We start from the raw sequence: 18,677 nt of genomic DNA on the forward strand, positions 1-18,677 counted from the left end.
TGGGAGGTCTCCACTGGAGAATGGATGGCAGCCCCGCCGCAGCGGTGGCGCGGATGTACCGGCGTTTCAGCGAGTGAGCGCCAGCTGCTTGCAGGAGCGGCCCGGACCGGGGAGTACCGACGGGGTCAGGGAGTCGGCCGGAAAGCCCGGGCCGCTGGTGCAAGCAGCCGGAGTTCCGGGGGCGCCCGGAACCCGGCCCGGGTTGCGTCAGATCTTGCCGACGAGGTCGAGCGAGGGCTTGATCGTGTGCGCGCCTTCCTGCCACTTCGCCGGGCACACCTCGCCCGGGTGCTCGGCCACGTACTTGGCGGCCTTGAGCTTGCGCAGCGCTTCCTTCATGTCGCGCGCGATGGCGTTGTCGTGGATCTCGTAGGCCTTGATCACGCCTTCGGGATTCACGATGAACGTGCCGCGCAGGGCGAGGCCCTCTTCCTCGATGTGCACGTCGAACGCGCGCGTCAGCGAGTGGGTCGGGTCGCCGACGAGCGGGAACTTCGCCTTGCCCACCGCCGGCGAGATCTGGTGCCAGACCTTGTGCGAGAAGTGGGTGTCGGTGGTGACGATGTAGACCTCGGCGCCGTTGGCCTGGAACTCGGCGTAGTTCTCCGCCGCGTCCTCGACCTCGGTCGGGCAGTTGAAGGTGAAGGCGGCCGGCATGAAGATCAGCACGGACCACTTGCCCTTCAGGCTGGCCTCGGTCACTTCGACGAACTTGCCGTTGTGGAAGGCCTTGGCCTTGAACGGCTTCACTTCGGTATTGATCAGGGACATGGGGGGTTCCTTGGGTTGGAGGGGGAGGTAAATCGAAACTTGCGTGAATATTAGACAAAACCTATCAATGTGAAAATTAGATTGATTCAATCATTTTGATAGTTTTTGTATATTTATGGCTCGACAAACCCATTTCCAAGGCGCATTACTGGCTCCGCATCCATAGGCGGCGGCAATCCCGATGAACCTGCGCGACCTGCGATACCTGGTGGCCCTGGCGGAACTGCGGCATTTCGGGCGCGCCGCCGACGCTTGCCACGTGAGCCAGCCCACCCTGTCCACGCAGATCAAGAAGCTCGAGGACGAGCTCGGCGTCTCGCTGGTCGAGCGCGCGCCGCGGCACGTGATGCTGACGCCGGCCGGCCACGACATCGCCGCCCGCGCCCGCCGCGTGCTGGCCGAGGTCGAGCAGATGCGCGAGACCGCGCGCCGCACCAGCGACCCCGAAGCGGGCAGCGTGCGCATCGGCTTCTTCCCCACGCTCGGCCCCTACCTGCTGCCGCACGTGGTGCCGCGCATACGCGCCCGTTTCCCGCGCCTCGAACTGCTGCTGGTGGAAGAAAAAACCGAGGCCGTGCTGCACCTGCTGCGCGACGGCAAGCTCGACGCCGCCGTGCTGGCGCTGCCGCTGCACGAGGACTGGCTGGAGACGGCCTTCCTGTTCGAGGAACCCTTCATGCTCGCCGTGCCCGAGGGCCACCCGCTCGCCGGGCACCGCGACCTGCGCCTGGCCGAACTCAGCGACCAGCACCTGCTGCTGCTCGAGGAAGGCCACTGCCTGCGCGACCAGGCACTGGCCGTGTGCAGCCTGGCCGGCGCCGGCGAAAAGGAGGGCTTCCGCGCCACCAGCCTGGAGACCCTGCGCCAGATGGTCGCGGCCGGCGTCGGCGTGACGCTGCTGCCGATGCTCGCGGTGAAGCCGCCGGTGTCGCCGTCCGAGAACATCCGGTTGCTCGAGTTCGGCAACCCGCCGCCATCGCGCAAGCTCGCCCTGGCCTGGCGCAAGAGTTCGGCGATGGGCGGCTTCCTGCACCAGTTGGCCGAAGTGCTGCGCGACCTGCCGCCCGGCCTGCTCGATCCGCCGAAGCAGACCAGCGCCGCCGCGCGCGGCAAGCGCCGCGCCGGGGCTTGAACCCCACGGCCGCGCGGGCTACGGTATCCGAACAATTCGTACACACCCGGGCGGTGCGCCAGGCGCGCCGCCCGTTTACTTTTTGGAGGACGCCATGCCATCGCAGACCACCCTGCCCCCGATCACCCTGGGCAACGTCGACCTCGCCCGCCTCGAGCAGATGCTGGAGTCGCCGGCGCTGCGCGGCCTGCCCGCGGCGCAGTCGCTCGGCGCCGAGCTCGAACGCGCGCGCGTGCTGCCGGCCGAACAGGTGCCGGGCGACGTGGTGACCATGAACGCCACCGTCACCTGCGTCGACGAGGTGAGCGGCGAAACGCACCAGTTCACGCTGGTTTTCCCGCAGGACGCGGACGTGGCCACCGGCCGCGTGTCGGTGCTGGCCCCGGTGGGCAGTGCGCTGCTGGGGCTGTCGGTCGGCCAGGCCATCGACTGGCAGGCGCCGGGCGGCCGGGCGCTGCGCCTGCGCGTGACCTCGGTGGTCGCCGCGGCGTGAACCAAGGGTGTCTTGCATCGCCGGCCGGGCGCGGCAATAGTCGGGGCCTCCGGGCCCCGCCCCGGCCCCGCGAACAGGTGACACGATGAGCCCCAAGGGCACCCGCACCGAGGAAAACCTCAAGCTGGCCTTCACCCGCGAGGCCGAGGCCAACCGCCGCTACCTCTACTTCGCGCAGAAGGCCGACGTCGAGGGCCACACCGACATCGCCTCGGTGTTCCGCTCCACCGCCGAGGGCGAGACCGGCCACGCGCACGGCCACCTCGAATACCTCGAGTCCTGCAGCGACCCCGCCACCGGCCTGCCCTTCGGCGGCACGCTCGACAACCTGCGCTCGGCGATCGCCGGCGAGACCCACGAATACGCCGACATGTACCCCGGCATGGCCCGCACCGCGCGCGAGGAAGGCTTCGACGAGATCGCCGACTGGTTCGAGACCCTGGCCAAGGCCGAGCGCTCGCACGCCAACCGCTTCCAGAAGGCGCTCGACGAGCTGGCGGCACAGGCCACGCCCTGAACCCCCGATGCAGAAGCTGACCCGCGCCGGCCTGCTCTCGCCCGAGGCGTACGCGGCGGTGCGCCCGGCACTGCGCGCGCGCCTGGCCGCGCACAAGCAGCGGCGCCGGGTCGCGCTGGGCGATTACGCCACTTTGCTGTTCGAGGACCGGCTGACGGTGCAGTTCCAGGTGCAGGAAATGCTGCGGGTCGAACGCCTGGCCGACGCCGGTGCCATCGACGACGAGCTGGCCGCCTACAACCCGCTGGTGCCCGACGGCGCCAACCTCAAGGCCACGCTGATGTTCGCCTTTGCCGATGCGGCTGCGCGCCGGCAGGCGCTGGGCGCGCTGGGCGGCGTCGAGCACCGTGTCTATGCGCGGGTCGGCGCGCGGACGCCGGTGTTCGCGATCGCCGACGAAGACCTGCCGCGCAGCGAGGGCGGCAAGACCTCGGCCGTTCATTTCCTGCGCTTCGAATTCGCGCCGGCCGCGATCGCCGCGATCCGTGCCGGCGACGCCCTCGCCTTCGGCATCGCCGACGACCGCCTGCCCGTGGAAACCACGCTCGACGCGATCACGCGCGAAGCGCTGGCCGAGGATTTCGACTGATGCCGCGCTGGCTCTGGATCCTGATCGCGGCGGCGCTGGCGGCGCTGCTGTGGGCCGGCGCACGCGACGACGACGCGCCGCGGGCGATGCGCGAGGGTGCCGCGGTGCGCTGCGTGCCGCCGGAAGGCCAGGTGGATCTCCGCGCGCCCCTGCAGACGCCCGCCTCGCCGGCGATGCCGCCGTTCCGGCTCGCCGGGCACGAGGTCTCGCCACTCGCCGGCTTCGCGATCGAGGCCAGGGTGCTGGCGCGCGAGGACTACCGCTTCGATCGCAACGCGGCGCTCTCGCCCACCGACCTCGCGCTGGGCTGGGGCCGCATGGCGCGCGAGGAGTTCTACGAACCGCTGGACATCTGGCAGTCGGGCCGCTGGTATTTCTACCGCTGGGGCAGCGACGGCCCGCCGCTGCCGCTGGACGAGATCATCGCCAGCAGCGCCAACATGCACATGATCCCCGCCGATGCGAGCGTCGCCGAAGCGCTGTCGCGGGTGCGGCCAGGCCAGACCGTGCGCCTGCGAGGCTGGCTGGTGGAAGTGCGCGGCGCCGATGGCTGGACCTGGCGCAGCTCGCTCAGCCGCGAGGACAGCGGCAACGGCGGCTGCGAAGTGGTGTACGTGTGCGCGCTGGCGTCGTACTGACTCAGTAGCGCAGCGTGGCCAGCAGCGGCGCGCTCGAGGTCCAGTGGCGGCGACCGTCGAGCACGGCCAGCTCCATCAGCACCGCGCCACCCACCAGCTCCAGCCCCAGCCGGGACACCAGCCGTGCCGCGGCCGCCAGCGTGCCGCCCGTGGCCAGCACGTCGTCCACCAGCAGCACGCGCGCGCCGGCGGGCAAGGCGTCGCGGTGGACCTGCAGGCGGTCGGTGCCGTACTCGAGCGCGTAGCTTTCCTCGATCACCGCGCCCGGCAGCTTGCCCGGCTTGCGCACCGGCACGAAGCCGACGCCGAGCTCGCGGGCCAAGGGCGCACCGAGGATGAAGCCCCGCGCCTCGATGCCGACCACCGCCTGCAGCCGCGCATCGCGCCACGGCTCGGCCATCGCGCTGATGGCGGCCGCGAAACCGGGCCCGTCGGCCAGCAGCGGACTGATGTCCTTGAACCGGATGCCCGGCTTGGGGAAGTCGACGATCTCGCGCACCAGCGACGCGAACGGCGCCACCGGCTCAGGCCTCGTCCGCGCCGACGCGCTCGGTCTCCGCCAGGCCGGCGGCTTCCCATTCCCGCATCGCCGGCAGCGCGAAGATGGCATCCATGAAGGCGAGCGCGGTGTCGTCGCACTCGACGCCGTAGCCGCGGAACCGCACGCAGACCGGCGCGAACATCGCATCGACGATGCTGAAGCGCCCGCACAGGAACGGCCCGCCCGCGCCGAAGCGGCTGCGCAGCTCGCGCCACAGGCCCTGCACGCGGGCGATGTCGCGGTCGGCGTCGGCATCCCAGTGCTTGCCGCGCGGCTGCCGCCGCAGGTTCATGGGCAGCTGGGCGCGCAGCGCGCCGAAGCCCGAGTGCATCTCGGCCGCAGCGCTGCGCGCGACCGCGCGGGCCGCGGGATCCGCCGGCCAGCCTTCGCCGGCCAGCCAGCGCTCGTTGGCGTATTCGCAGATCGCCAGCGAATCCCACACCGCCAGCTCGCCGTCATGCAGCACCGGCACCCGCCGGCTGGGCGACCATCGCCCGACCTGATCGCGGAACTCCGGCGTATCGAGCGGCAGCCGCACCTCGTCGAAGGACACGCCGGCGTGCCGCAGCAGCAGCCAGGGCCGCAGCGACCAGGACGAGTAGTTCTTGTTGCCGATCACGAGCGTGGTGGACATCGGGCGCCTCAGTTGAAGATCTGGTTGCCGCCGTTCTTGTTGGCGATCTGGGCGGCGCGGGCGGCGCGCTCGAGGATGCCGGCGGGGTCGCGTTCGTCGGGACCGGCCTGGGCGACGCCGACGCTGACGCTGAGGCTGGGCGCGATGCGCGGGTCGATGCGGAGCCGGCTGATGGCGGCACGCAGGCGCTCGGCGTAATCGCGCGCCTGCAGCAGCTTGCGGCCGGGCGCCAGCACCAGGAAACCATCGGGACCCGAGCGGCCGATCACGTCGCCATACTCGATTTCCTCCAACAGCAGCTCGGCCACCGGGCGCAGGCCGGCGGTGGCGCCGACCTCGCCGCTGCCCTCGCGCAGCGCGGCCGCCTGGTCGAGCTGGATGCAGAGCAGGCTGAGCGAGGTCTGCTTGAGGCGCGCGGTCTCCATGTGCTTGTCCAGCCGCTGGCGCAGGGCCTCGACCCGCAGCACGCCGGTGGCCGGATCGGTTTCGGCCGACTTCTGCGCCTTCACCGCGCCGGCGGCCTCTTCGCCGGCCATGATCGCGACCGCGGCGAACTCGGCGCACAGCGCCAGCTCGGCGTCGCTGTAGGTCACGTCGGCCTGGCGCTCGATCAGCAGCGCACCCCAGCCCGGCTTCGGGATCGGCAGCGGGATCACCGCCAGCTGCACCTGGCCGAGCGGACCCACCGGCCCGTCGAAATCGATGCCCAGCTGCTGCGGGGCGCGCAGGCGGCTGAGGTTCTTGAGCAGGGTCGTGCGCTGGGCGAGCAGTTCGCGGTAGCGGCCTTCGGCCGAGGGCGGCTCCACCTGCATGAGGTCCTCGCCGTGGAAATGCATCGCCACCACCGCCGCCGAGGTCTGGCTGAGCACGGGCTTGAGGCCATCGAGCAGGCGCCGGAACGCGATCCACTTGAGGTCGCCGTCGGCCGCCGATTTCAGGCCCGCCTGCAGGCTTTCGACCAGGCGCTCGCGGGCCAGCTGGATCTTCTCGGCGGCGGTCGGCTCGGGCGCCTCGGCCCGCTTGCGGATGGCCCAGCGCTGCAGCCGGGCGCGGATCCACGGCAGGGCCAGGTACAGCGCCACGGTGGCGGCCAGCATCGGCTGCCAGCCATAGAGGTTGAACAGCGTCGGCGCCAGCACCTGGGCATCGGCCAGCACCCGCAGCAGCACCGCCACCGCCGCGCCGAGCAGCGTGAGCAGCGGCGCCCAGCGGTAGCTGCGCGAATCCATCAGCAGCATCACCAGGCAGGCCGTCAGCGCCACGCCGTTGCCGACCCAGGCCAGCCACTGCGTGGCCAGCGGCGTCAGCACCCCGCCCAGCATGCCCCAGAGCGCGAGCAGCACCAGGCCCCAGCCCAGCCCGCGGGCCCAGGGCACCAGGCCGGGCGCGGCCTTGCCCAGGCCGCTGTAGTAGCGCGTGGCCAGCACCATCGGCCCGGCGCAGAGCAGCAGCAGGGCCTGCGGCACCGTCGCGCCGCGATCGGCCAGCAGCGACAGCTCCGGCAGCGAGTACAGGTGGCCGTTGATGCCGAGGCAGGCCAGCCAGATGCCCAGCGCGGCGCCGCCGACCGCCGGCGCCCCGGACCGGTTGTCCTCGACGTGGCGCACCAGCGACAGCACCGCCACCAGCAGCAGGACGCCGTAGGTGAAGCGGAAGAACCGGCGCGCCTGCGCTTCCGACGCGCGGGCGGTGGCGGCGTCCTGCAGCCGCAGGTGCAGCCCGCCGTTCACCTTGCCCTGCAGCTGCAGGTAGAACTCGCTCTTGCCCGCCAGTTCGGCCGGCAGCGGCAGCAGGAAGTTCGCCGGCCACGGATTGTCGTCCCCGGCCGCGTGGAAGAAGCTCTCCTCCGCCACCACGCGGGCGTCGGGCAGCAGCTTCAGCTGGATCCGGTCCAGCGGGGCGCGGACGATGGCGAGCCGCCAGTCGGTGCCGCCCGCTTCGGGCAGTTCGGTGCGGATGCGCACCCAGAGGTCGCGGTCGGGGCGGGCCTGGAACGAGAAGCCGGGCGTCAGCACCGGCGTGAAGCCGGGCTGGGCGCGCCCCGTGAGGATGTCGTCGAGCGTGGTGCCCACCGGCGTTTCCATCACCGCCAGGTCGAGCGCCGGCGCCGGGGCGGCGGCCCGCGCGGGCGCTGCCGACAGCCACAGGGCCAGGAGGCTCGCGATCAGGAACGCCGGCAAGTAACGCAAGCTCGAACTCCCCATGTGGTCTTGGCGCCCCCCGGCCCGCCCGATTCTATACTCGCACCGGCCCCTGCGTTCAGCCCGGGAACGCCGGGGCGCCCGAGCCGGTAAACTGGGCGACCCCAGCCAGCCATCCCCGGACGCATGACCGCCACGCCCGCCCCCACCGACGCCACCGCGCCGGAGAAGAACGACTTCATCCGCCAGATCATCCGCGAGGACCTGGCCTCGGGTAAGCACGCCGCGGTCCGCACCCGCTTCCCGCCCGAGCCCAACGGCTACCTGCACATCGGCCACGCCAAGTCGATCTGCCTGAACTTCGGCATCGGCCGCGAGTTCGGCGGGCCGGTGAACCTGCGCTTCGACGACACCAACCCGGCCAAGGAAGACCCCGAGTACGTCGAGGCCATCAAGGAAGACGTGCGCTGGCTCGGCTTCGAGTGGGCCGAGCTGCGCCATGCGTCCGACTACTTCGAAGTGTTCTACCGCAGCGCGATCAAGCTGATCGAGGACGGCAAGGCCTATGTCTGCGACCTCAACGCCGAGCAGGTGCGCGAGTACCGCGGCACGCTGACCGAGCCGGGCCGAAACTCGCCGTTCCGCGAGCGCAGCGTCGCCGAGAACCTCGACCTGTTCACGCGCATGCGCGCCGGCGAATTCCCCGACGGCGCCCGCACCCTGCGCGCCAAGATCGACATGGCCAGCGGCAACATCAACCTGCGCGACCCGGCGATCTACCGCATCAAGCACGTCGAGCACCAGAACACCGGCAACGCCTGGCCGATCTACCCGATGTACGACTACGCGCACTGCCTGAGCGACGCGCTGGAGGGCATCACGCACTCGCTGTGCACGCTGGAATTCGAGGACCACCGCCCGCTGTACGACTGGTGCGTCGACCACGTCGACCTGGTGCGCAACCCGCACCTGTACCAGCCGCTGGTGGACGCGGGCTTCGCCGTGCCGGCCGCCAAGCCGCGCCAGATCGAGTTCTCGCGCCTGAACATCAACTACACCGTGATGAGCAAGCGCAAGCTGCTCGCGCTGGTGGACGAGGGCCTGGTGAACGGCTGGGACGACCCGCGCCTGCCGACCCTGCAGGGCCTGCGCCGCCGCGGCTGCCCGCCGGCGGCGCTGCGCCTGCTGGCCGACCGCGTGGGCATCAGCAAGCAGAACTCGCTGATCGACTTCTCGGTGCTCGAGGGCTGCATCCGCGAGGTCATGGACGCCGCGGCGCCGCGACGCATGGCGGTGATCGACCCGGTGAAGCTGGTGGTCACCAACCTGCCGGAAGGCCACGCCGAGTCGCTGGTGTTCGCCAACCATCCCAAGGACCCGGCCTTCGGCGAGCGCGCGGTGCCGTTCTCGCGCGAGGTCTGGATCGAGCGCGAGGACTTCATGGAGGTGCCGCCCAAGGGCTTCCACCGCCTGGTGCCCGGCGGCGAAGTGCGCCTGCGCGGCGTCGGCATCGTCCGCTGCGACGAAGTGGTGAAGGACGGCGACACGATCGTCGAACTGCGCTGCACGCTCGACCCCGAATCGCGCGCCGGCATGGAAGGCGCCAACCGCAAGGTCAAGGGCACCATCCACTGGGTCGCCGCCGCCACCGCCGTCGCCGCCGAAGTGCGCCTCTACGACCGCCTGTTCAGCGTGCCCGACCCGGACAAGGACGAGGCCGGCAAGACCTACCGCGATTACCTCAACCCCGATTCGGTGCGCGTCGTGCGCGGCTGGCTCGAGCCGTCGGCGGCGACGCTGGCGCCCGAGGCGCCGGTGCAGTTCGAGCGCCTGGGCTTCTTCACCGCCGACCGCCGCGACCACGCGCCGGCCGCGCCGGTGTTCAACCGCACGGTCACCCTGCGCGACACCTGGGCCGCGAAGGGCGGCGGCTGACGTGCTGTACGCGCAGCTGCACCTCACCCTGCCGGCCTGGATCCACGAGGAAGTGGACACCCAGCGCCGCTACCCCGACGCCGACAGCCGCATCGCGCTCGCGATCCAGCTCTCGCGCCGCAACGTCGACCACCGCAGCGGCGGCCCGTTCGGCGCCGCGGTGTTCAACGAGGAAGGCCGCCTGATCGGCGTCGGCGTGAACCGCGTGGTGCCGCACAACTGCTCGGCCGCGCACGCCGAGGTGATGGCGCTGACCACCAGCCAGCAGCGCATGCAGAGCTTCCGCCTGAACCAGGGCGGCGGCCGCATCACGCTCGCCACCTCGGCCCAGCCCTGCAGCATGTGCTACGGCGCGCTGATCTGGGCCGGCATCGACGAGCTGCTGATCGCCGCGCGCGCCGACGACGTGCAAACCCTGGCGGGCTTCGACGAAGGCCCGCTGCCCGCCGACTGGAAGGGCGAACTGGTCAAGCGCGGCATCACCGTGCAGACCGACCTGATGCGCGACCACGCGCGCGACGTGCTGCGCGACTATGGAGAAAGTGGTCTTGTCTACTGATGGCCTGCTGGCCTACTGCCGCCCCGGCTTCGAGCCCGAGCTCGCCGCCGAGCTGGGCGAACGCGCCGCGATCGCCGGCTTCCCGGGCTATGCCCGCACCGAGCGCAATTCCGGCTACGTGCAGTTCCTCGGCGTCGAGGACGGCGCCGGGCTGGCCAAGGCCCTGCCGTGGTCCACGCTGATCTTCGCGCGCCAGAAGCTGCGGCTGCTGGCCGACCTGCCCGGCATGGACCCGAAGGACCGCATCGCGCCGATCATGGACGCGCTCGGCGGCCGTGGCCGCCACGGCGACGTCTGGGTGGAGCATCCCGATTCCGACGAAGGCAAGCAGCTCGCCGGCCTCGCCCGCTCCTTCGGCAACGCGCTGCGCCCGGCCCTGCGCCAGCGCGGCCTGATCACCGAGAAGGAAGACGCCCGCCTGCCGCGCCTGCACGTGCTGATGCTGGCCGGCGACCACGCCCTGCTCGGCAGCGCCGACCCGAAGGACGCCTCGCCCTGGCCGCTGGGCGTGCCGCGCCTGCGCGCGCACGCCGACGCGCCCAGCCGCTCGGCGCTCAAGCTCGAGGAGGCGCTGATGATGCTGCTGACCGACAAGGAGCGCGCCGAATTCATCAAGCCCGGCATGTTCGCCGCCGACCTCGGCGCCGCGCCCGGCGGCTGGAGCTGGGTGCTGGCGCGCCAGCACGTGCGCGTGTTCTCGGTCGACAACGGCCCGATGGCGCAGAGTGCGCTGGACATGCCCGTGATCGATCACATCCGCGCCGACGGCTTCCGCTGGCAGCCGCCCAAGCCGCTGGACTGGATGGTCTGCGACATGGTCGAGTCACCGCGCAAGGTCGCCGACCGCATGGCCACCTGGTTCCGCGAGGGCTGGTGCAAGCACGCGATCTTCAACCTCAAGCTGCCGATGAAGAAGCGCTGGGACGAGACCCGCGACTGCCTGCAGCACTTCGTCGACCACGCCGGCCGGCCGCTCACGCTGCGGGCGAAGCAGCTCTACCACGACCGCGAAGAGATCACGGTGTATGCGGGCTAGCCTGGCCCTGCTCGCGCTGCTGCTCGCCGCGCCCGCCGCGGCGACGGACGGCTATTTCTCGCAGGTGGACACCGACGCCGACGGCCGGGTGTCGCTGCCGGAATTCCTGGAGCGCATGAGCTTCGCGTTCCGGCAAATGGACAAGAACCTCAACGACGTCCTCGAGCCGGGCGAACAGCACATCCCGAACGCGCCCACGATCACGCTCGCCGAGCACCACGAGCGCTTCACCGCGCAGTTCCACCGCCAGGACGCCAACGGCGACGGCCACCTCACCCCCGCCGAACTCCTAGCCCCACCCCGCCGCTGAAGTGCACGTGCGACTTGCGCACGAACCGCCGCACGCCGGAACGTCTCGGCAGCTCCGCCCAGCAACGATAGGGTTCGCCGCCCGCCCTTCAACACGGCGTCCTGCCCATTGAAGGGCGGCCGTTCCGGCCTCCTGCCTCCACTTCGTCGAACCCTATCGTCGCAGGGCGGCGCTCCGACGGTCCGTCGCACACCGGTTCGAGAGCAAGGCGGCAAGAAGAGGCAAAGTCAAAAGCCCGATCAAACGCCGTTGAGTCGGCTTCGCTTTTGACCTCGATGCGGTGTGCGACGGGCTTCCGGGGCGACGTCGCACACACACAGGGGTCTCCCGAAGTGGAGGCAGGAGGCCGGAACGGCCGACATCGGTGGTCAGGATGACGCTTCCGAGTCGGGCGGGAGACCCCTGTGTGTGGGCGGCGGCGCTGCGACGAAGCCCCGGTGTAATGCGGTTCGTGCGCAAGGCGCACGGCGGGGTTAGGGGAGTTGGGTGACGAAGCCGACGATGGCGAAGAGGGCCATGGCGATCATCAGCAGCAGCGTCAGCAGCGTGCCGAGCAGGCGGCCCGGACTGGTGCCGGCGCTGCGGCTAAGGCCCCAGGCGTGCAGCAGGCGCGAGACCAGCAGCGTTGCGCCGAACGCATGGATCATCGTGTCGGAGTAGCCGTTGAGCTCCATGCCGCCGAGCAGGATCAGCGCCAGCGGCAGGTACTCGACGGCATTGGCGTGCGCGCGCACCCGGCGGTTGAGTTCGCCGTGGCCGCCGTCGCCCAGGCCGACCTTGTGCTTGACCCGGTAGGCCATCACCCGCCCGGCGAGGAACAGGACCAGCAAGGTGCAAAGCGCGGCATACAGCAAGGTGATCATCGCGAGGCCATCCCGTTGGAATTGCCGCCATGATCCGCCGCGCGGGGCGGCGGCCGCAATGCCGCGCTCAGATCAGGCCGTTGCGCCAGGGACCGGTGATGGCCACGGTGAAGCCCGGCGCGTACACGTTCGCGAACAGCCAGCGGCCGTCCGGCGAGAAGCAGGCGCCGGCCCATTCGGCGTCGCGGAAATCGCCGGCGAAGCCCATCTGGCCCTCCAGCCGCACGTGGTTGCGGCAGAACTCGAACAGGCCGCCTTCGCGGGTCAGGCCGTAGAGGCGCTGCACCGGCTGGTCCGAGTCCTCGCAGATCACCAGGCCGCCGCGGGGGCTCAGCACCACGTTGTCGGGGTAGTCGAGCTCGAGCGGATCCGGCGATTCGTAGGCCAGCTCCAGCACCTCGGCGCCCGGGTGGTAGGCCCAGACCTGGCCGCAGGCGGCGTCGCCGCCATTGGTGGCGGTGAAGTACACGCGGCCGTCGCCGACGATCACGCCTTCGAGCCGCGTGAAGCGCGAACCGCCGGCCGCGAGGCCCTGGCGCAGCACGCCCAGGCCCTCGCCGTCGGCATCCGCGCCGGCCAGCGGGTCCGGGATGTCCACCCACTGCACGCGCAGCCGTTCGCCCACGCGGCGCCCGCTGCGCAGGTCCGCCGCGCCGACCGCGCGCAGCATCTGCAGGCGGCCGCCGCGCACCGGCTGGCCGGGCACCTTCGGGATCATCCGGTAGAAGCCGGCCTCGGGATCGGTGTCCTCGGTGAGGTAGAAGATGCCCGTGGCCGGATCCACCGACACCGCCTCGTGCTTGAACTGCCCCATCGCCAGCAGCGGCTCAGCGCGCGAGACGCCATCCGCCGGCACTTCGAACACGAAGCCGTGGTCGCGCGCGAGCACATGGTCGGCGCTGGACAGCGTCACCGGTCCGGCCGCGCTGACGTACTCCTCGCAGCTCAGCCAGGTGCCCCAGGGCGTGGTGCCGCCGCCGCAGTTGTTGATGGTGCCGCCGAGCGACGGCCGCGACCCGAGCAGCTTGCCGCTGGCCGTGTCGAAACGGAGGGTGGCGGTGCCGCCGCTGCAGCGCGGGTCGTAGGTCGCCGCGGCCGGCGCGAAGCTGCCCCAGGCGGCCTTGACCTCATGGTTGCGCACCAGCGTCACCACGCTGCCCTCGGCGCGCACCACGCCCATGCCGTCGTGGGAATCCGGCGTGCGCTCGCCATCGGACATCGGCTCGTTGGCCCAGCCGAACGTGGTGTAGCTGAAGCCGGCCGGCAGCTGCAGCAGCGGCAGCCCGGTGTTGAGGTCGCGCACCGGCCGCAGCGGCCCGTAGCCGGCGTGGACAGCGCCCGGCGCACCGGCCTGCGCCAGCAGTTGGCCGATCGGGCTCAGGCCCAGCGCGACGGCGCCCAGGCCCAGGCCGCCGGCCTTGAGCAGGCGGCGGCGCGACGACAGCAGATCTTCTTTGATCGAATCCATGCATAGGCGGCCCGTGGAATCAGGCCGCCATTGCACCAGCGCCAGGTATCAGCGATGTGACAAGGCCTGGCTCAGTCGAGGATCTCGATCGCGGTGGCGACGATGCGCAGCTCGCGCTCGGCCGGCGCCGCGGCGCCGTCGTCCTCGACCAGGTGACGGGCATGCTCCTCGCTGATCGGCTCCATCTGCAGCTGGCCGTAGGCCACCGCGCGGCCGCTGGCGTCCTTGGGCACTTCGAAGCCATGGTCCTTGGCCATCACGCGGGCACTGCTGCCCTCATCCTCGAGCACCACCCAGCAGCCCTTCTTCTGGCAGACCTGGGTGATGCGGCCGCTGAACTTGGCGGGCGAAGCGGCATGCGCCGACGGATCGGCGGCGGCGGCCGAGATCGCCACCGGCTCGCCGGCGGGCATCGGCTCGCCGTAGTTCGCGGCCAGCGCGACAGGCGCGGCGCACAGCAGCATCAGGCTCAGCATCGTCTTCATGGGGTTTCCTCAGGCGGCCAGGGATCGCGCCGAAAGTTCGGCGACTTCGTGGGTGGTGCCGAAACGGCCCTTCTCGTCCCGCGTCACCTGCGCCAGCGCGCATTCGTGGTCGTGGGTGAAGTACAGGTGCACGTTGCGGGCGAGCTTGTCCTCGAGGAAGGCGCGCTTCTCGTCGATCACCATCTCGGGGAAGCGGTCGTAGCCCATCGTGATCGGCACGTGCACCCAGTGCCGACCCGGGATCAGGTCGGCGCAGAACACCAGGCCGCCGTGCGGCTGCCCCGTCGCGTCGGGCGCGCCGACGATCTCGGCCAGCAGCAGGCCGGGCGTGTGGCCCTGGCTCAGGTGGAAACGCACGCTGTCGCCCAGCGCGCGGCAGTGCGGGCCGTCCACGAGTTCGAGCCGGCCGCTGGCTTCCAGCAGCGGCGCGAGTTCGGGGATGAAGCTGGCGCGGTCGCGCGAATGCGGGTCCACCGCGCGCTGCCAGTGCTCGGCGCCGACCACGAAGGTGGCGTTCGGGAACAGCAGCGACGGCGCCTCGCCCTCCTTCCACGGCGCCAGCAGGCCGCCGGCGTGGTCGAAGTGCAGGTGGCTGAGCACCACCACGTCGATGTCCTCGTGCGAGAACCCCGCCTTGGCCAGCGATTCGAGCAGCACATGCTGCGGCTCGACCACGCCGTAGCGCTCGCGCATCTTCGGCTCGAAGAAGGCGCCGATGCCGGTCTCGAACAGCACGGTCTTGCCGTTGAGCGGGCTGGCCAGCAGCGCACGGCAGGCGAGCGGGATGCGGTTCTGCTCGTCCGGCTGCACCCACTTGGCCCACATCGCCCGCGGCGCATTGCCGAACATCGCGCCGCCGTCGAGGCGCTGCGAATTACCCATGATCGACCAAAGTTTCATGGCGTCACTCCTAGCGGTAGATGGCGGACTCGTCGGACGAGGTGCCCTTGCCCACGCCTTTCCAGCGCGGGTCGGTGCCGGCCTCGACTTCGCCGGTGTCGCGGCGCCACAGCACCACCTGCATGTTGCCCCAGCTGCGGTCGCCGACCTGCACGTCGTGGCCACGCGCCTTCAGCGCTTCGATCTCGGCGGCGGTGAAGGCCTCGGGCTCGGCCGACAGCTGGTCGGGCAGGTACTGGTGGTGGAAGCGCGGCGCATCGGCCGTGGCCTGCGCGCCCTCGCCTTCCATCAGTTCGAACAGGCCCAGCAGCACCATCGTGACGATGCGGCTGCCGCCCGGCGTGCCCAGCACCGCGACGCGGTCCTGGCCGAGCAGGAAGGTCGGCGTCATCGACGACAGCGGGCGCTTGCCCGGCGCGATCGCGTTGGCGTCCTCGCCCACGAGACCAAAGGCATTGGGCACGCCCGGCTTGACCGAGAAATCGTCCATCTCGTTGTTGAGAAGGAAGCCGGTGCCCGGCACCACCACGGCGTTGCCGTAGGGCAGGTTCACGGTCTGGGTGACGGCGGCGAGGTTGCCCTCGGCGTCGACCACCGAGAAATGCGTGGTGTCGGGGCGCGAGGGCGGCATGGTGACGCCCGGCAGCATGTCGCTGGGCGTGGCGCGCTCGGTGTTGATGCCGGCGCGCAGGCCCGCGGCGTAGTCCTTGCCGACCAGCAGCGGCACCGGCACCTGCACGAAGTCCGGGTCGCCGAGGTAGATCGCGCGGTCGCGGTAGGCGCGGCGCATCGCCTCCACCACCAGGTGGGTGCGCGCGACCTTGCCCATCGCCGGGTAGTCGTAGCCGTCGAGGATGTTGAAGATGGTGGCCAGCGCCACGCCGCCCGAGGACGGCGGCGGCGCGGTGACGATCTCGACGCCGCGGTGGCGGATGCGGATCGGCTCGCGCTCGACCACGCGGTATTCCTCCAGGTCGCGCGCGGTCCAGATACCGCCGGCCTTGCGCACCCCGGCCACCAGGCGGCGGCCGTTGGCCCCGCGGTAGAAGCCGTCGGCACCATCGCGGGCGATCGCTTCGAGCGTGCGCGCGTAGTCCTCGTTGCGCATCAGCGTGCCCTGCGCCGGCACCTGGCCGTCGCGCAGGAAAAGCCTGGCCGCACCGGCATTGGCCGCGAGCGCGTCGCGCCGGTAGCCCATCATCGCGGCGTTCTTCGGGCCGAACTTCCAGCCCTCGCGCGCGAGGCGGATGGCGGGCGCCAGCGATTCCGACAGCGGCAGCTTGCCGTAGCGCTTCGCCAGGTGCTCCAGGCCCGCGGGCAGGCCGGGGATGCCGGCGGCCAGGGCGCCGTCCACCGACAGGCGGCGGTTCGCGTTGCCCTCGGCGTCCAGGAACATGTCGCGGGTGGCGGCGAACGGCGCGCGCTCGCGCGCATCCACGAACACATCGCGCTGGTCCTTGGCCACGTGCAGCAGCATGAAGCCGCCGCCGCCCAGGCCCGAACTCTCCGGCTCGACCAGGCCCAGGGTGGCGCTCACCGCCACCGCGGCATCGAAAGCGTTACCGCCCTTGGCCAGCACTTCCATGCCGGCATCGGTGGCGTAGGCGTTGGCGCTGGCGATGGCGGCCTGGCGCGGCTTGGCGGCGGGCGCGTCGGCCAGCGCCAGCATCGGCAGGAAAAGCAGGCCAAGGAGGAAGGCTCGGGTCACGCGGCGGACTCCTGCTGCAGGTTCAGCAATTTGGCGAGCAGCTGCTCGCGGGATTCGGGATGGGCCGGGTCGGGGTCGATGCACTCGACCGGGCAGACGACGACGCACTGGGGCTCGTCATGGTGGCCGACGCACTCGGTGCAGCGGCGCGGGTCGATCACGTAGATCGTTTCACCCTGGCTGATGGCATCGTTCGGGCAGGCCGGCGCGCAGACGTCGCAGTTGATGCAGAGCTGGTTGATCAGCAGGGACATTGGCTTCCACGCGCGTCCCGGCCGGGGCCGGGACGCGCGCCGTGTCTCACTTGGCTTCGACGAAGACGTAGGTCGCGCCCGAGGCCTCGACCACCGGCTTCACGCGCTCGCTGTCGGCCGGGGTGCCGATGAAGAGCACGATCGAGCCCTTGAGGGCGGTCGGCTCGGCGCCGGTGAAGGCGGCCACGATCAGGTCGGCCATCTTGGTGCTGTCCGGCGAACCGAAGGCGAGCATGTTGCCCGGCAGCACGGTGCGCGCCACGACCGCGCTGACGTTCTCGAGCTGGCGCGCGTACTGGGTGCGGCCGTCCTGGTCGCCTTCGGTCAGCGTGTCGCTGTTGTTGGGCAGGTAGTACGGGAAGATGCGGTCGGTGACGCCGGCCTGGTTCTGGCCCACTACCTTGCCCAGGTATTCCTTCCAGGCCATGTCGTCGCCGTCGGCGGGCGCGACCAGCGCGGCCGGGGCCGGCGCGGCCTCTTCTTCCTTCTGGCAACCGGCGAGCAGGGTGAGCGAGAGCAGCAGGGCAAGCGGAGCAAGGATGCGGTTCATGGTGATGCCTCTTTTGTAATGGGTCTCAGGGACGCTTCCAACGGGCCGACAGGGCCTTGGCCACGGCCGGGTGGACGAACCCGGACACGTCGCCGCCCAGGCGCGCGACTTCACGCACCAGGCTGGAGGAAATGAAGCTGTGTTGCTCGGCCGGCGTCAGGAACAGGGTCTCGACGTCGGGGATCAGGTGGCGGTTCATGCTGGCGAGCTGGAATTCGTATTCGAAGTCCGAGACCGCGCGCAGTCCGCGCAGCAGCACGCCGGCGCCGACTTCGTGCACGAAATGGGCCAGCAGCGAGTTGAAGCCGGCGACCTCGACGTTGCCGAACTCCGACAGCGCCAGGCGCGCCAGGTCGACGCGCTCGGCCAGCGGCAGGGCCGGGCCCTTGCCGGGGCTTTCGGCGACGCCAACGATGACCCGGTCGAACAGCGACGAGGCCCGGGCGACCAGGTCGATGTGGCCGTTGGTGATCGGGTCGAATGTGCCGGGGTAGAGCGCGACACGGTTTCGGGCCAGGGTCATTCCGGGGTTTCGCCCTGCGGAGTGGAGTCGCCGGCAAGTGTAGCAGCGGACGCTTGGGCCCGGCCGTTCCCGGCCTGGAACAGCGCGAAGCGAACCTCGCGGGTGTGGCCCTCCCGGTGCAGGCGCCAGCCAGCGGGCACCGAAGGCGAGGTTTTCACCGGGCTTTCGACGTAGATCCAGGCCCCGGGCGCCAGCCACGGCCCCAGCCGGGCCAGCGCCAGGTCCCACAGGCCGGCGTCGAAGGGCGGGTCCACGAAGACCAGGTCGAAGGCCTCGCCGGGCGTGCGATGGAGCCAGGCCAGGGCATCGGCGACCTCGACCCGGGCCGAGGCGACCTTCAGCCGGGCGGCGTTGGCGCGCAGGGCCTCGGCCAGGGCCGGGTCGCGCTCGACCATCAGCACGCCCGCGGCCCCGCGCGAGGCGGCCTCGAAGCCCAGGGCCCCGGTGCCCGCGAACAGGTCCAGCACCCGGGCACCGGGCGTGGCGGCCTGCAGCCAGTTGAACAGGGTCTCGCGGACGCGGTCGCTGCTCGGGCGCAGGCCCGGGCGATCGGGCACGGCGAGCTTCGAGCCGCGCAGGTGGCCGGCGATGATGCGGACGGAGCCGGGCGGGCGCGGGTTCATCGGGGAG

General features: G+C 71.2%; 22 protein-coding genes. 9 read left to right on the plus strand and 13 right to left on the minus strand.

What is annotated here, in order from left to right; genetic code table 11:
• Positions 1 to 207: 207 nt before the first annotated feature.
• Entirely contained in the window at positions 208 to 771 is a 564-nt protein-coding gene (gene ahpC, locus VFV21_RS02175) for an alkyl hydroperoxide reductase subunit C (protein ID WP_329667868.1), read from the minus strand.
• A gap of 181 nt (positions 772 to 952) precedes the next feature.
• Between ahpC and oxyR the strand changes: the two genes are divergently transcribed.
• The 5 genes from oxyR (at position 953) to VFV21_RS02200 (ending at position 4,140) form a co-directional block, all read left to right on the plus strand.
• On the plus strand, positions 953 to 1,903 hold the full coding sequence (gene oxyR / locus VFV21_RS02180) for a DNA-binding transcriptional regulator OxyR (protein WP_052575044.1): 951 nt from the start codon (positions 953 to 955) through the stop codon (positions 1,901 to 1,903).
• A gap of 94 nt (positions 1,904 to 1,997) precedes the next feature.
• The gene (gene rnk, locus VFV21_RS02185) at positions 1,998 to 2,396 is read left to right on the plus strand and encodes a nucleoside diphosphate kinase regulator (protein ID WP_034210449.1); all 399 of its coding nucleotides are present in this window, start codon (positions 1,998 to 2,000) and stop codon (positions 2,394 to 2,396) included.
• An 85-nt stretch (positions 2,397 to 2,481) separates the two neighbouring features.
• Positions 2,482 to 2,913, plus strand: a complete 432-nt coding sequence (locus tag VFV21_RS02190; RefSeq protein WP_034210400.1) for a rubrerythrin family protein — start codon at positions 2,482 to 2,484, stop codon at positions 2,911 to 2,913.
• Positions 2,914 to 2,920: 7 nt separating this feature from the next.
• On the plus strand, positions 2,921 to 3,502 hold the full coding sequence (locus tag VFV21_RS02195) for a DUF3501 family protein (protein ID WP_329667869.1): 582 nt from the start codon (positions 2,921 to 2,923) through the stop codon (positions 3,500 to 3,502).
• Positions 3,502 to 4,140, plus strand: coding sequence for a hypothetical protein (locus VFV21_RS02200; protein ID WP_052575043.1), 639 nt, complete (start codon positions 3,502 to 3,504; stop codon positions 4,138 to 4,140). Before VFV21_RS02195 ends, VFV21_RS02200 begins: the two co-directional genes overlap by 1 nt.
• A gap of 1 nt (position 4,141) precedes the next feature.
• Here the strand turns inward: VFV21_RS02200 and VFV21_RS02205 are convergent, their stop codons facing one another.
• Genes VFV21_RS02205 through VFV21_RS02215 form a run of 3 tightly spaced genes read right to left on the minus strand, consistent with a single transcriptional unit; the run spans position 4,142 to position 7,504 of the window.
• Positions 4,142 to 4,660 (minus strand): adenine phosphoribosyltransferase, encoded by a 519-nt coding sequence (locus VFV21_RS02205; protein ID WP_052575042.1) that lies wholly within the window; start codon positions 4,658 to 4,660, stop codon positions 4,142 to 4,144.
• Between the two features lie 4 nt (positions 4,661 to 4,664).
• Positions 4,665 to 5,315, minus strand: a complete 651-nt coding sequence (locus tag VFV21_RS02210) for a glutathione S-transferase family protein (protein ID WP_329667870.1) — start codon at positions 5,313 to 5,315, stop codon at positions 4,665 to 4,667.
• A gap of 8 nt (positions 5,316 to 5,323) precedes the next feature.
• Positions 5,324 to 7,504 carry a diguanylate cyclase gene (locus VFV21_RS02215; protein WP_329667871.1) on the minus strand — a complete coding sequence of 727 codons (2,181 nt, stop codon included), beginning with the start codon at positions 7,502 to 7,504 and terminating at the stop codon, positions 5,324 to 5,326.
• Positions 7,505 to 7,642: 138 nt separating this feature from the next.
• Here VFV21_RS02215 and VFV21_RS02220 point away from each other — a divergent pair, with 138 nt between their 5' ends.
• The 4 genes from VFV21_RS02220 to VFV21_RS02235 are packed head-to-tail and all read left to right on the plus strand — an operon-like array spanning position 7,643 to position 11,296.
• Positions 7,643 to 9,391 carry a glutamine--tRNA ligase/YqeY domain fusion protein gene (locus VFV21_RS02220; RefSeq protein ID WP_329667872.1) on the plus strand — a complete coding sequence of 583 codons (1,749 nt, stop codon included), beginning with the start codon at positions 7,643 to 7,645 and terminating at the stop codon, positions 9,389 to 9,391.
• Between the two features lies 1 nt (position 9,392).
• Positions 9,393 to 9,950, plus strand: coding sequence for a nucleoside deaminase (locus tag VFV21_RS02225; RefSeq protein WP_329667873.1), 558 nt, complete (start codon positions 9,393 to 9,395; stop codon positions 9,948 to 9,950).
• Entirely contained in the window at positions 9,940 to 10,986 is a 1,047-nt protein-coding gene (rlmM, locus tag VFV21_RS02230; protein ID WP_414638454.1) for a 23S rRNA (cytidine(2498)-2'-O)-methyltransferase RlmM, read from the plus strand. Before VFV21_RS02225 ends, rlmM begins: the two co-directional genes overlap by 11 nt.
• On the plus strand, positions 10,976 to 11,296 hold the full coding sequence (locus VFV21_RS02235) for a hypothetical protein (protein WP_329667875.1): 321 nt from the start codon (positions 10,976 to 10,978) through the stop codon (positions 11,294 to 11,296). The genes rlmM and VFV21_RS02235 overlap by 11 nt, the downstream gene beginning before the upstream one ends.
• A 473-nt stretch (positions 11,297 to 11,769) precedes the next feature.
• Here the strand turns inward: VFV21_RS02235 and VFV21_RS02240 are convergent, their stop codons facing one another.
• From VFV21_RS02240 to rsmD, 9 genes are all read right to left on the minus strand, one after another.
• On the minus strand, positions 11,770 to 12,159 hold the full coding sequence (locus tag VFV21_RS02240) for an MAPEG family protein (protein ID WP_329667876.1): 390 nt from the start codon (positions 12,157 to 12,159) through the stop codon (positions 11,770 to 11,772).
• A 67-nt stretch (positions 12,160 to 12,226) separates the two neighbouring features.
• Entirely contained in the window at positions 12,227 to 13,627 is a 1,401-nt protein-coding gene (locus tag VFV21_RS02245; RefSeq protein ID WP_329667877.1) for an alkaline phosphatase PhoX, read from the minus strand.
• 71 nt (positions 13,628 to 13,698) lie between these two features.
• Positions 13,699 to 14,112: a DUF4920 domain-containing protein gene (locus tag VFV21_RS02250; RefSeq protein ID WP_329667878.1), complete on the minus strand. Its 414-nt coding sequence runs from the start codon at positions 14,110 to 14,112 to the stop codon at positions 13,699 to 13,701.
• Positions 14,113 to 14,121: 9 nt separating this feature from the next.
• Positions 14,122 to 15,012, minus strand: coding sequence for an MBL fold metallo-hydrolase (locus tag VFV21_RS02255; RefSeq protein ID WP_329667879.1), 891 nt, complete (start codon positions 15,010 to 15,012; stop codon positions 14,122 to 14,124).
• A 10-nt stretch (positions 15,013 to 15,022) separates the two neighbouring features.
• On the minus strand, positions 15,023 to 16,681 hold the full coding sequence (ggt, locus tag VFV21_RS02260) for a gamma-glutamyltransferase (RefSeq protein ID WP_414638458.1): 1,659 nt from the start codon (positions 16,679 to 16,681) through the stop codon (positions 15,023 to 15,025).
• Between the two features lie 35 nt (positions 16,682 to 16,716).
• Positions 16,717 to 16,974, minus strand: a complete 258-nt coding sequence (locus tag VFV21_RS02265) for a YfhL family 4Fe-4S dicluster ferredoxin (protein ID WP_329667881.1) — start codon at positions 16,972 to 16,974, stop codon at positions 16,717 to 16,719.
• Between the two features lie 46 nt (positions 16,975 to 17,020).
• Entirely contained in the window at positions 17,021 to 17,524 is a 504-nt protein-coding gene (locus VFV21_RS02270; protein ID WP_329667882.1) for a hypothetical protein, read from the minus strand.
• Positions 17,525 to 17,549: 25 nt separating this feature from the next.
• Positions 17,550 to 18,047: a pantetheine-phosphate adenylyltransferase gene (gene coaD / locus VFV21_RS02275; protein WP_329667883.1), complete on the minus strand. Its 498-nt coding sequence runs from the start codon at positions 18,045 to 18,047 to the stop codon at positions 17,550 to 17,552.
• Complete coding sequence (rsmD, locus tag VFV21_RS02280; protein ID WP_329667884.1) at positions 18,044 to 18,670, minus strand: 16S rRNA (guanine(966)-N(2))-methyltransferase RsmD; 627 nt, start codon at positions 18,668 to 18,670, stop codon at positions 18,044 to 18,046. The genes coaD and rsmD overlap by 4 nt, the downstream gene beginning before the upstream one ends.
• Positions 18,671 to 18,677: the final 7 nt, after the last annotated feature.

Source organism: Arenimonas sp., from assembly GCF_036275555.1.
Lineage (GTDB): Bacteria > Pseudomonadota > Gammaproteobacteria > Xanthomonadales > Xanthomonadaceae > Arenimonas.